10 protein-coding genes are annotated in these 12,567 nt (G+C 72.3%); 8 read left to right on the forward strand and 2 right to left on the reverse strand.

Features of this window, described 5'->3' with window-relative positions; genetic code table 11:
* Positions 1 to 130: 130 nt before the first annotated feature.
* Positions 131 to 1,360, reverse strand: a complete 1,230-nt coding sequence (locus tag OHS18_RS47665; protein ID WP_328457730.1) for an MFS transporter — start codon at positions 1,358 to 1,360, stop codon at positions 131 to 133.
* 244 nt (positions 1,361 to 1,604) lie between these two features.
* Complete coding sequence (locus OHS18_RS47670) at positions 1,605 to 1,889, reverse strand: putative quinol monooxygenase (protein WP_328457729.1); 285 nt, start codon at positions 1,887 to 1,889, stop codon at positions 1,605 to 1,607.
* 192 nt (positions 1,890 to 2,081) lie between these two features.
* Between OHS18_RS47670 and OHS18_RS47675 the strand changes: the two genes are divergently transcribed.
* The 8 genes from OHS18_RS47675 to OHS18_RS47710 all read left to right on the forward strand — a co-directional run bounded on the left by OHS18_RS47675 (position 2,082) and on the right by OHS18_RS47710 (position 12,562).
* Positions 2,082 to 3,464: an AlkA N-terminal domain-containing protein gene (locus OHS18_RS47675; RefSeq protein ID WP_328615290.1), complete on the forward strand. Its 1,383-nt coding sequence runs from the start codon at positions 2,082 to 2,084 to the stop codon at positions 3,462 to 3,464.
* A gap of 106 nt (positions 3,465 to 3,570) precedes the next feature.
* A complete protein-coding gene (locus OHS18_RS47680; protein WP_328615291.1) occupies positions 3,571 to 4,401 on the forward strand; it encodes an isocitrate lyase/PEP mutase family protein in 831 nt (276 codons plus the stop codon).
* A gap of 209 nt (positions 4,402 to 4,610) precedes the next feature.
* Entirely contained in the window at positions 4,611 to 5,822 is a 1,212-nt protein-coding gene (locus OHS18_RS47685) for an acyl-CoA dehydrogenase family protein (RefSeq protein WP_328615292.1), read from the forward strand.
* Between the two features lie 37 nt (positions 5,823 to 5,859).
* Positions 5,860 to 7,527 carry a peptide ABC transporter substrate-binding protein gene (locus OHS18_RS47690; RefSeq protein WP_328457723.1) on the forward strand — a complete coding sequence of 556 codons (1,668 nt, stop codon included), beginning with the start codon at positions 5,860 to 5,862 and terminating at the stop codon, positions 7,525 to 7,527.
* A 61-nt stretch (positions 7,528 to 7,588) separates the two neighbouring features.
* Positions 7,589 to 8,944 carry a SidA/IucD/PvdA family monooxygenase gene (locus tag OHS18_RS47695; protein WP_328457721.1) on the forward strand — a complete coding sequence of 452 codons (1,356 nt, stop codon included), beginning with the start codon at positions 7,589 to 7,591 and terminating at the stop codon, positions 8,942 to 8,944.
* Positions 8,941 to 9,312: a cupin domain-containing protein gene (locus OHS18_RS47700; protein WP_328457719.1), complete on the forward strand. Its 372-nt coding sequence runs from the start codon at positions 8,941 to 8,943 to the stop codon at positions 9,310 to 9,312. The genes OHS18_RS47695 and OHS18_RS47700 overlap by 4 nt, the downstream gene beginning before the upstream one ends.
* A complete protein-coding gene (locus OHS18_RS47705) occupies positions 9,309 to 10,856 on the forward strand; it encodes a class I tRNA ligase family protein (RefSeq protein WP_328615293.1) in 1,548 nt (515 codons plus the stop codon). Before OHS18_RS47700 ends, OHS18_RS47705 begins: the two co-directional genes overlap by 4 nt.
* Positions 10,853 to 12,562 carry an FAD-dependent oxidoreductase gene (locus tag OHS18_RS47710; protein ID WP_328615294.1) on the forward strand — a complete coding sequence of 570 codons (1,710 nt, stop codon included), beginning with the start codon at positions 10,853 to 10,855 and terminating at the stop codon, positions 12,560 to 12,562. Before OHS18_RS47705 ends, OHS18_RS47710 begins: the two co-directional genes overlap by 4 nt.
* Positions 12,563 to 12,567 lie beyond the last annotated feature (5 nt).

Consider the following 12,567-nt stretch of genomic DNA (forward strand, 5'->3'; position numbering starts at 1 on the left):
TGGCCCGTTCGTGTATTTTGTGGTTGATTTTCCGGCCAATTCCGGTGATTTTTTACGGCGATCGCGTGAATTGTGCGAACGCTCGACGGCCGCCCGCGCGAGGCGGGCGGCCGAGGCGCTGCCGGCGCGGTCAGACCGTGGCCGGCCGGCGGCGCGGCGCGCTCATGCCGAGCAGCGCGCACAGCGCCGCCACCAGGCCGAGCACACCGCACAGCCACCAGACGCCGTTGCCCAGCGCGACCCACGTGGCGACGCCGAACAGGGGGCCGAGCGCCATCCCGAGACCGAAAGTCGCTTGGTGGGCGCTGATGTAGCGCGCCTTGACGGCCGACGGGAAGGACGAGGGGTAGGCGAACATCGTCGGGCCGTTGATCATGATGCCGAAGACGAACACCACCGTGCACACGATGAGCGCGACGGCCGAGCCGCCGCTGACGCCGAAGCCGGCGACCCCGAGCCCCATCAGCGCGGTGCCGGCCGTGGCGGCGACGCGCCCCGGCCAGCGGGTGACGAAGGACGTGATCTTCAGCTCGCACAGGATGAGCACGGCCGACGCGGTCACGAGCACGACGCTGTAGAGCCACGTCGGGTGGCCTTCGGAGTTGATCTTGAGCGGCAGGGCGACGGTGTACTGGACGTAGACGATCGAGCCGATCAGCACCGACGCCAGGAAGAACCAGAAACGCCCGTCCCGCAGCAAAGTCGCGTACGCCGCCCGGGTGCCGGTATCGGCCCGCTCGGCCGGTGCCTCGCGCTCGACGCGGTGGTCGGGCAGCAGCCGGATCGCCAGGAACGCGTAGAGCACCGCGGTGGCCGAGTCGAACCACAGCAGCAGGTTCCAGTCCAGCAGGATCAGGCCGGCGGCGATCAGCGGGCTGAGCGACGCGCCGAGGTTGAGGGCGGTGCGCATCATCGAGAAGCCCATCACCCGATCGTCTGCGGGCATCAGCTCGCTCAGCAGGACCGCCGCCGCGGGCCGGTAGCTCTGGGTCGCGAGGCCGGCGAGCAGCAGCGCGACGAGCAGCGCCACGAACATCCCGGGACTGGCGAACAGGGGGACGACGGCGAGGACCGCGGCCGAGCCGAGCATGGCGGCGAAGATGGTGGCGCGCGGGCCGATGCGGTGCACCAGCTCCCCACCGGCCAGCCCACCGAGGACCGAACCGATGCTGTAGGCGGCGATGGCGAGGCCGGCCTGTCCCGCGGAGAAACCGCGGAAAACCAGGTACAGCACCATGAACGTCTGGACGAACGCGCCGAGCTGGTTCACGAGCACGCCGCCGAGCAGGTACCGCACCGGCGTCGGCGTCCGGCGCAGGACGGCCAGTACGCCGGTGGGTTGGTCGGTGATCGGGGTCACGGTGGTGCCTCCAAGGGGCTCGCGAACGGGTGCGCCGCACCGGAGTCGACGTCAAGCCGAGGTGCGGCGTACACATTCCAGCCGCCAGGCGAGTTGACCGGCAGAGTTGTCCCCGCCGGAAAATCAACTCGGGGGCGATCCACCCGCGCGAGAATTCGGAGCGTGACTCATTCGTCGCGCAATCAGGGTGACATGCACCCGGCCGGACGCAGCGGTTGCTGCATCCGGCCGGGTGTGCGGAAAATCAGAGTCCGACGATCAGTTCGTGATCGATTTCGACGAATTCCAGAATCAGGTCGGCGAACTGGCCGGCGATCAGCTTCTGGTAGGCGGGCGACCCGGTGTGGGTGTCGTAGGCCGCCTGGTCCGCGAAGTGCTCGACGAACAGCAGGTAGTCCGTCTTGGCGGGGTCGCGGTACACGCGGAAGGACACGGTGCCCTCCTCCTGCCCGGGACCCAGGGGCGCGAACTCGTGCACGAGCTTCTCGGCCTCGGCCTGCTTGCCCGGCTTGAGGGGGATGGGGAACACCTTCGCGAGCATCGGAAAGCCTCTCGGTAGTGCGGTGCGCGTCCGGCGCGCCGCTGTCGAGGACGACTCTGCCGGGTCCGCCGGGGCGAGTCTGGTCAGATCCGGACACGATCGCCGCGGCCGGGATACGCCGCCGTGCGGCATGTCCGGATGTGGCTAGCTTCGCGGCGCGGGATCCCCTACACCTGGGGTATGACGACTTTTTCGGCCGTGGTCACCACCGGCATCTACTGCCGGCCCGGGTGTGGCGCGAAGCCGCTCGCGGAGAACGTGAAGACGTTCGAGCTGGCGGCCGAGGCCGAGGCGGCCGGGTTCCGGGCCTGCTTGCGCTGCCGTCCGTACCGGGTGGCGGGGCCGGTCGGCGCCGACGCGCCCGAACTCGTCTGCCGCGCGGTCCAGCTGATCATCGCCGGGGCGCTGGACACCGGGACGGAGGCGGCCCTGGGCGAGCGCCTGGCGGTGTCCCCGCGGCACCTGCGCCGGCTCTTCCACGACCACCTCGGCGTGACACCCGACCAGCTCGCCCGCTCGCGGCGCGCGCACTTCGCCCGGCGGCTGCTCGACGACTCCGACCTGACGGTCGCCGACGTCGCCTTCGCCTCCGGGTTCGGCAGCCTTCGCCAGTTCAACCGGGACATGAAGCTGGTCTTCCGCGCGTCCCCGGTCGAGCTGCGCAACCGGCGCCGGCGCGCCGACCGGCTCGCCGCCGACGGCGGCCTGGCCATGCGGCTGCCGTTCGCGCCGCCGCTGCACTGGGACGCGCTGAGCACGTTCCTCGGCGAGCGCGCAGTGCCGGGCGTCGAGTCGGTGCTCGACGGCGTCTACCGCCGCACGATCAGCCTCGACGGCGAGGCGGGCGTCATCGAGGTGCGCCGCGGCGGGGACGACCACCTGCTGCTGATCGCGCACATGCCGTTCTGGGAGGGCCTCATCCACGTCGTCGACCGGGTCGGGCGGATGTTCGGCGTCGACGCCGACACGGCGCCGGCCGAAGCCGCCCTGTGCGACGACCCGGTGCTGGGGCCGCTGCTGCGCGCGCGTCCCGGCGTCCGCGTCCCCGGGGCCTGGGGGTCCTTCGAGATCGCGGTGGAGGCGCTGCTGAGTCAGCGGTGTGCCCGGCCGCAGGTCCGGCGGCAGCTGGCCGCGCTGGTCGAGGCGGCCGGGACGGCGGTGCCCGGCCTGGAGGACGGGCTGACCCACCTCTTCCCCTCGGCCGAGACGCTCGCGCACGCGGACCTGGCGGGCGTGCTGCCCGCGACCACCGCGAAGACGGTGCGCGGGTTCGCCGCCGCCGTCGCCGCCGACGAGACCCTGCTCGACGGCGGCGCGAGCCTGGCGGAGTTCACCGCCGCGCTGACGGCGTTGCCCGGCCTCGGCGAGTGCGCCGCCCAGCAGATCGCGCTGCGGCTGGGGTACGCGGACGCCTTTCCCGGCGCCGACCGGACCATCTGCACCACGTTGCTGGCGAACGACATCCTCGACGACAGCGACGGCCTGGCGACGGCCTGGCACCCGTGGCGCGCGTTCGCCGCGACCCACCTGATCGCCGCCGGCGTCCCCACGCTGGCGGCCTGACCTCACCGTGCGGTCGTGAGTGTTTAGGGCGGTTAGAACCGCCCTAAACACTCACGAGAGCCGCGGCAGACCCACCTAAGTAACCGAAGGAAGTAGGAGAATGTCCATGGACAGCGTCCAGCGAGGGCTCGCCGAGACACTGCGTGCCCTGCACCACGACCGCACGCTGGTGCTGCCGAACGCCTGGGACGCCGCCAGCGCGGCCCTCATCGCGCAGGCAGGCGCCCCGGCGATCGCCACCACCAGCGGCGGCGTGGCCTGGTCCGCCGGGCGGCCCGACGGGCACGGCCTCACGCGCGCGGAAATGGCCGCCCTGGTCGCGCGGATCGTGCAGGTCGTCGACGTCCCGGTGACGGCCGACATCGAAGGCGGTTACGGCCCGTCCGCCGACGACGTCGCGGCGACCGTGCGCGCGATCGTCGAGGCCGGCGCCGTCGGCGTCAACCTGGAGGACTCGACCGCGCCCGGCGGGCCGCTGTTCGACGTCCCCGAGCAGGTCGGGCGGGTCCGCGCGGCCCGCGACGCGGCGACCGCGGCCGGCCTGCCCGAGCTGTGGATCAACATCCGCACCGACGTCTACCTGTTCGGCGTCGGCGAGCCCGAGGGCCGCTTCGACGACGTGCTGACCCGGGCCGGCGCCTACGCCGCGGCCGGCGCCGACAGCCTGTTCGTGCCGGGCCTGATCGATCTGGAGACCCTCGGCCTCCTGGTGAAGGAGAGCCCGCTGCCGGTGAACGTGATGGTGTGGCCGGGCGCCCCGACCGTCGCGGAGCTGGAAGCCGTCGGCGTCCGCCGGATCAGCGTCGGCACCGCGATCGCCCAGTCGGCGTACGCCGTCGCCCGCAACGCGGCGGTGGAACTGCTCGAACACGGCACCTACGGCGCGCTGGAAGGCGGCCTCGACTTCGGCGCCGTCAACAGCGCCGTCACCGGCTGAGCGACACCGGCCGTCCGGCGGGCCGCGACGGGACCTCCGGGTCTCCTCGCGGCCCGCCGCCGTTACCCACTCGTCAACCTCAAATCACACAGTATTGATTTTCCTTGGTGGCCAATGGTTTCCATCAATTAAACGGAAGCCTTGAATCACTTCCAACGCGGCCGGACCGAGTCCGCGACCAGCAGTTGGAGCCCCGAGGAAGTGATGAGATGACCGTTGTCGAGCCGCTGCCCGTGCACGAGGGTGACGTCAGACCGCCCGATACCGCCGCGGAGATCCTCGCCCGTGCCGAGGCGCTCGCCCCCGTGCTCCGAGAGCGCGCGGAGGAGATCGAGCGGGCCCGGCGGCTGCCCGCGGACGTCGTGGAACTGGTGCGTGGCACCGGCGTCTTCCGGATGGGGTTCGCCAAGGACCGGGGTGGCCCCGAGCTCACCTCGGCCGAGCAGACCGCCGTGATCGAGGCCCTCGCCTACGGTGACACCGGCGCCGGCTGGTGCGCGATGATCGGGTCGGACACCGGCCTCTACGCGTCCTTCCTGGACCGCGAAGTCGTCGACGAGATGTTCCCGAGCCTCGACATGGCGACCGCGGGCCTGCTGTTCCCCAACGGCCGCGCGGAGATCGTCCCCGGCGGCTACCGCCTCACCGGCCGCTGGCAGTTCGGCAGCGGCGTCACCCACGCCGACTGGGTCGTCTCGGGCGCCTTCCTCTACCGCGACGGCGAGCCCGAGCCCGGCGCCGACGGCTCACCGCACGACTCGATCCTGCTCATGGTGCCGAAGTCCGACGTCGAGGTCGTCGACACCTGGCACACCACCGGCCTGGCGGGCAGCGGCAGCTGCGACTACACGATCACCGACGTCTTCGTGCCCGCGGCGCACACGCTCGTCTTCGCGGACGTCCGCAGCGGGACGGGCCCGCTGGCCCAGCCCGAGGTGCACATGCGGAACATGCCGGGCGTCGCGCTCGGCGTCGCCCGCGCCGCGCTGGACCACACCCGGGACCTCTCCGTCGCCGCCGGCCGGGCGGACGACTACCGCACGCAGGTCACCCTGGCCGACTGCGAAGCCGACTTCAACGCCACCCGCGAAGGCGTCTACGGCGCCCTGCGCCGCCAGCACGAAGTCCTGGCCGCGGGCGGCAGCCTCGACGACCTGACGCCGTCCGAGCGCGCCGCGCTCCCGCTGTCGCGGCGGCACGCGTTCCGCACGGCCCGCTCGATCGTCACCCGGCTCTACGACCTGGTGCAGACCAGCGCGATCTACCGGCCGTCGCCGCTGGACCGCTGGCTGCGCGACACCACCACCATGTGCCAGCACATCGTGGCGCAGGACCGGATCCTGCAGACCGCCGGCGCCCACCTGCTCGGCGGCCGGCCCGCCTTCCCGCTGGCCCTCGGAATCACCTCCAGCCGGCGCTGAACCACCCCGATCCGCCCTCCACCGAAGGAAAAAACCGATGCGAAAGCTCAAGGTCGCCGTCTGCGCGGCCGCCGCCCTCGCTGTCACGCTCACCGCGTGCAGCACCCCGGGCGGCACCACCACCGCCACCCCCGACGGTGCCGCCGCTCCCGCGGCCGCCACCGCGAACATCGACCGCGACGCGGTCGTGAGCTACAGCGAGACCGAGCCGGCCGGCCCGCTCGTGCCCGGCAACACCACCGAGGTCGGCGGGATCAGCGTGCTGGGCACGCTGTTCCGCGGCCTGATCGAGTACGACGCCAAGACGGCGGCGCCGCACAACGCCGTCGCCGACTCGATCAGCACGACCGACTCGAAGACCTGGACGATCAAGCTCAAGTCCGGCTGGACGTTCCACGACGGCACCCCGGTCACCGCGAAGAGCTTCGTCGACGCGTGGAACTACACCGCCTATTCCCCGAACCTGATGGCGGGCGCCAGCTACTTCTCCCACGTCCAGGGCTTCGCACAGGTCAACAACGCCACCGCGGACGGCAAGCAGCCGGCGACCCTGCCGGCGAGCAAGGAGCTCTCGGGCCTGAAGCTGGTCGACGACAGCACGTTCACCGTCGCCCTCGACGCGCCGTTCTCGGAGTTCGGCGTCCAGCTCGGTTACGCGGCGTTCTTCCCGCTGCCCGCGAGCTTCTTCGCCGACCGTAAGGGTTTCGAGGCCCACCCGATCGGTGACGGGCCGTTCAAGTTCGAGTCCTACACGCCGGGCAAGGACCTCGTGGTCAAGCGGTTCGACGGCTTCGCCGGCGCGCAGAAGGTGAACATCGGCGGCATCGACTTCCGCTTCTACACCGACCTCGACAAGGCCTACGCCGACGTCCTGGCCAACAAGCTCGACTTCCTGTCGTTCACGCCGTGGACCTCCACGCAGGGCGGCAAGATCAAGAAGGACCTGCCCGACAACCGGCGCAAGACCTACACCTACCTCGGCTACCAGGCCATCGCGTTCCCGCTGTTCGACAAGCGCTACGAGAGCCCGCAGTTCCGCCAGGCGATCTCCATGGCGATCGACCGGAAGGCCCTGATCCAGCAGGTCTTCAACGGCGGCCGCACCCCGGCCGACGGCCTGGTCGCCCCGAACGTCCAGGGCCACCTGGACAACCAGTGCGGCGAGCTGTGCACCTACGAGCCGTCGAAGGCCAAGCAGCTGTTCGACGCCTCCGGGTTCACCGGTGACATCGAGCTGACGTCCAACATCGACTCCGGCAACCAGGAGTGGATGGAGGTCATCTGCAAGCAGATCCAGGCCTCGCTGGGCCGCACCTGCAAGTTCACCCCGCAGACCACCCTCGGCGACTTCCGCAAGCAGCTGAACAACCGGACCGTCACCGGCATCTACCGCTCGGCGTGGGTCGCGGACTACCCGTCGATCGAGAACTTCCTCAACCCGCTGTTCCGCACCGGTGCCGCCTCGAACGTCGGCCAGTACTCGAACCCGAAGGTCGACGAGCTGCTCAAGGAAGCCGACGCCGCGCCGTCGCAGCAGCAGGGCCAGGCCCTGTACCAGCAGGCCGAAAAGCTCGTCCTGCAGGACATGCCGACCATCCCGATCTGGTGGCAGTCCGGCACCGCGGCCTGGTCGACCCGGCTGCACGACGTCCAGCCCACCCAGTTCCGCGAGCTCGACCTCTTCAGCGTGACCGTCGGCAAGTAGTTCCCGGTGCGGCGCGCCGGGACCCGGCGCGCCGCACCCCGAGATGGAAAGCAGGCACGTTATGACCGTCCACGAGGTGGATGTCCTGATGATCGGGGCCGGCCCGGCGAACCTCGCGCTGGCCGTGGCCATCGAGGAGTGCGGCCGGTCCGATCTGGCCGGCGGCGCCATGATCCTGGAGCAGCACGAAGACGTGAAGTGGCAGCGCAACCTGATGCTGCCCTGGGCCCGCAGCCAGGTGTCCTACGTGAAGGACCTGGTCACCTTGCGCAACCCGCGCAGCCGGTTCTCCTTTCTCAACTTCATGCACGAGCGCGGTGAGCTCGACGAGTTCGTCAACCTCGGCACCTTCAACCCGTTCCGCTGGCAGGTTTCGGCGTATCTGCAGTGGGTCGCCGACTCGCTCGAGCGCGTTCGGGTGCGCTACAACGCCCGCGCCGAGCGGATCCTGCCGATCCACTCCGAGTCGGGCGCGGTGCTCGGCTTCACCGTCCCGCTGTCCGACGGCGACACGGTCCTCTGCCGCGACCTGGTCGTCGGCGGCGGCCGCGACGCCCACGTCCCGGAGATCTTCCGCGGGCTGCCCGCCGAGCGGGTCGTGCACAGCACCGAGTACAGCACCCGCGTCGCCGCCACGGTGGAGCTGGCCCGCCCGGGCAAGCCGCTGCGGCCGGTCGTGGTCGGCGGGGCGCAGAGCGCCGCCGAGATGTTCATGGCCCTGCACGAGCACGCGCCGGGCTCGTCCCCGACGATGCTGGTCCGCGCCATCGGCCTCAAGGACTACCAGACCAGCAAGTTCGTCAACGAGCTGTTCTTCCCGTCCTTCGTGGACGAGTTCTTCGCGATGACCGACGAAGCCCGGGCGAAGGTGCTCGAAGAGATGCACCTGACCAACTACGCCGGCCTGGCCGCGCCGTTCCTCGAAGAGCTGTACACGATGATCTACCGGCAGAAGATGCTCGGCCAGCCGGTCTCCACGATCCGCGGGCTCAGCGAGGTCGTCGGCGCCCGCGCGGCGTCGCTCGACGGCGGCGGCGAGGAGCTCCTGCTCGACGTCCGCGACCTCAAGCACGGCGGGATCGAGCAGATCCGCTGCGACGCGGTGTTCCTGGGCACCGGTTTCGACTCGCGGATGCCCTCGATGGTCCGCGGCCTGGCCGAAGCGGTCGGCCTGGAGACCGTCACCGTCAACCGGCAGTACCGCGCCGAACTCGGCCGGGAGGCCCACGGCGCGCTGTACCTGCAGGGCGTCAACGAAGCCACCCACGGCATCTCCGACTCGCTGATCAGCGTGCTCGCCCAGCGCTCGGCCGACATCGTCCGGGACATCGTCGACCGCCGCGCGACGGGCGCGGGCCCCGACGGTGGCAGGCGCACGTCCGGCGAGTCCGTCGAGTCCGTGGTGGTGGCGGCATGATCGACGTCCACCGCCTCGACCGCGAGAACCTGGAACGCGCCTACGGGCTCGACTCGCAGCGCCTGCTGCCCTGGCCGGAGCTCAACGCACCGTTCGAAGGTGCCTGGTGCGTCCTGCGCCCCGGCACCACGTCCACCCCGCACGCCCACCACGAGTACGAGATCTTCATCGCCGTGCTCGGCGCCGCCACCCTGATCGTCGACGGCGAGCCGCACCCGTTCACCGCCGGCGACGTCGTCCGGCTGCCGCCGGGTTCGACCCACTGCGTCACCAACGAAGGCGACGCGGACTTCGAGTACTACGGCGTCTGGTGGGACGCCGAGATGTCGGCCCAGTTCGCGGCCCGCCACCAAGCGAGCGTCTCATGAACGCGCGGACCGTGGTCATCTCCCCGGCGCCGACGGCCAACGGGGACCTGCACCTCGGCCACATCGCCGGGCCGTTCCTGGCCGCGGACGTGCACACCCGCTATGCCCGGTCGCAGGGCCGGGAAGTGTTGCTGGGCACCGGATTCCAGGACACGTCGACGTTCGTCGTGACGACCGCGCACCACCGCGGCGTCACCCCGGCGGAGCTGGTGGCCACCTCGGCCGCGCAGATCGAAGCCAGCCTCGCCGCGATGGGCATCGGCGTCGACGGCTACACCGGCGACGACGACCGGTTCACCAAGTGGGTCGTCGACTTCGTCGGCCGGCTGTACTCGGCGGGCAAGCTAGAACTGCGCACCATGAAGTTCCCGTACTCGCAGCGGTCCGGGGAGTTCCTGCTGGACGGCTTCGCGGCCGGCGGCTGCCCGGAATGCCTCGCCGAAAGCTGCGCCGGGCTCTGCGAGAGCTGCGGAGCCCTGGTGGCGGCGGGGGAACTGCTCGGCGTCCGGTCCACTTTGGACCCCGAGGACCCGGTGGTGCTGCGCGAGGCCGACGTCCTCGTGCTGCCGGTCGAGCGGTACCGCTCGCAGCTGCGGGCGCACTTCGAGGCGAACGCCGCCGGGCTGCGGCCGCACATGGCCCAGGCGATGGCGCAGATGCTTTCGCGGCCGCTGCCGGACTTCCCGGTGACCTACCCGATCTCCTGGGGCATCAAGGTGCCCTTCCCGGAGGTCGCCGGGCAGGTCGTCAACCCCAACGCCGAGCCGATGGCGTGGAGCATGCACTGCACGGCCCTCTCGGCCGAGCGGCGGGGCGTCGCGGCCGGTACCGAGGACGCGCTGTGGCTCGCCGGTGCCGGTTCGGAGGTCGTGTACTTCCTCGGGTTCGACAACATCTACCCGTTCGCGATCGCCGGCCCGGCGATGCTGCTGGCCTTCGACGGCCAGTACGACCTGCCGACGCGCTACCTCACCAACGAGTTCTACGAGCTGGACCACCGGAAGTTCTCCACCAGCCGCGGGCACGTGGTGTGGAGCCGGGAGCTGGCCGCCGAGGTGCCGCGGGACCTGATCCGGTTCCACCTGGCCGCGACCAGCCCCGAGCACCAGCGCACCAGCTTCAGCCGGGACGCGCTCGTGCGGGTCACCGGCACCCGGCTGGTCGAACCCTGGAACCGGGTCGCCGGCAAGGTGAACCGGTGGGTCGGGCTGGGCCCGCTGGCGGTGTCGGAGCGGTCGCGCCGCGGGGCGTCCCGGATGGCCGAGCGGTTCGCGGCGTCGTACGAGCTGGCCGGGTTCAGCCTGAACCGGGCGGCGGAGACGATCACCGACCAGCTGGCCCGGCTCGACCGCCGGGAGGTGACCGGCGCCGACGCCGGTGACTTCTGCTTCGAGGTCGACCGGCTGCTGCGCAGTGCCGCGCCGATCCTGGTCGACCTGGCCGCGCAGGTGTTCGGCGACAACACCGGGGCGGCCCCGGCCGACGTGGACGCGTTCACGCCGGTCGCGCTGCCCCGCCTGAGCCCGGCGGAGGCCGGGCGATGAGCGCCGGCACCCGGCAGGGTGGGTGGAGCAGCGCGACCGCGGACGTGCCGCCGGGTGCCGGCCCCCGGCCGGACAGCGAGCGAGCCCGTGCGGCGGCGGCCGTCCTGGCCGGCGGCCCGGCGGTGGCGGGTGTTGCCCGCGATGGTGCTGCGGCGGTGCTGTTGGGCGAGGGTCCGGCGGTGGCCGGTGCGGTCCGGGATGGTGCGGCGGCGATGCTGCTGGGCGGCGGTCCGGCGGTGGCCGGTGTTGCCCGCGACGGTGCTGCGGCGGTGCAGCTGGGCGGCGGTCCGGCGGTGACCGGTGTGGTCCGGGATGGTGCTGCGGCGATGTTGCTGGGCGAGGGTCCGGCGGTGGCGGGTGCGGTCCGGGACGGTGCTGCGGCGATGTTGCTGGGCGAGGGTCCGGCGGTGGCCGGTGCGGTCCGCGATGGTGCTGCGGCGATGCTGCTGGGCGAGGGTCCGGCGGTGGCCGGTGTTGCCCGCGACGGTGCTGCGGCGTTGCTGTTGGAGGGCTCGGCGGCGGCCGGCGCGGTGCCGGACGGCGCGGAGGTCGTGCTGCCGGGTGCGAGCTCCGGCAGCGTGGCGGGCCGGGTCGCGGTCGCGACGGGCGGCCGGCCGTCGACCGGCGGCACCCGGCGCGGCGGCCTGCGGGTCGTGGTGGTCGGCGGCGGCATTTCCGGGCTGCTCACCGCGATCCGGTGCGTCCTGGACGGGCACCGCGTGGTGCTGCTCGAGCGCGGCCCGGTGCCGCACCCGGGCGCCACGTCGTTCGACCAGCACCGGGCGCTGCGGGCCCTCGTCGTCGGCGACACGCCCGCCACGCGCCAGGCGGCGGAGCTGCACCGCCGCTGGCGCGAGCTGGACGCGCTGCTGTGCGACCACCTGCCGGGTGCCGGCCTCTACCGGCGGGTCGGGGTCCTCCAGGCCATGCCCCCCGGCCAGGTGCCCGCGGCGGTCGCCACGGCGTCGGCCGCGGGCGTGCCGATCCGGATCGTCCACCCGTCGGCGTACCCGCTCGTCGGGTTCCCGCGGGGGAGCGGCGCCGTGCTCGAACCGCACGCCGGGACGCTGCTGGCCGACCGGATGCTGCACGCGGCGGCCCGCTGGCTGCGCCACCACCCCGACGCCGAGCTGCGGCCCGGCCGGGAGGCGGTCGGCATCGACTCCGACCGCGCCCGCGTCCGGCTCGCCGACGGCACCACGGTCACCGGCGACGTCGTGCTCGTCGCCGCCGGCCCGTGGACCGGGGCGCTGGTCGACCGTCCGGTCGCGTTGCACCGCCAGACGATGGTGTACCTGCGCCCGCCGGCCGCGCTCGCCCACGCGTGGGCGGCGACGCCCACGGTGGGCGGGATCGGCGCCGACGGGCGGGCGTGGCTACTGCCGTCGGTGGCGGGCACCCTGCTCAAGGTGAGCACCGACGCCGTGCGGCGCCAGGTGACCACGCTGTCCGGGCCCGACGACGACGCGGGCTGGGCCGCGCGGGTGCTCGCCGCCGGCGTTGTGTCCGATGTGGACGGATACGACGTCGTGCGGGTCAAGCACTGCCACTACGCCACCGCCGACGACGGTGACACCGGCTTCGTCCGCGTCGGGCCCGCCGTCTGGGCGCGCCCGGCGAGCGGCGGGGACGGCTTCCGCACCGCCCCGCTGGCCGCCGACGCGATGGTCGCCGAACTGGCCGGCCAGGCCACCGCCGTCGTCTGAACCCT

Origin of the sequence: Amycolatopsis sp. NBC_00355 (genome assembly GCF_036104975.1) — a bacterium.
Classification (GTDB): Bacteria; Actinomycetota; Actinomycetes; order Mycobacteriales; family Pseudonocardiaceae; genus Amycolatopsis.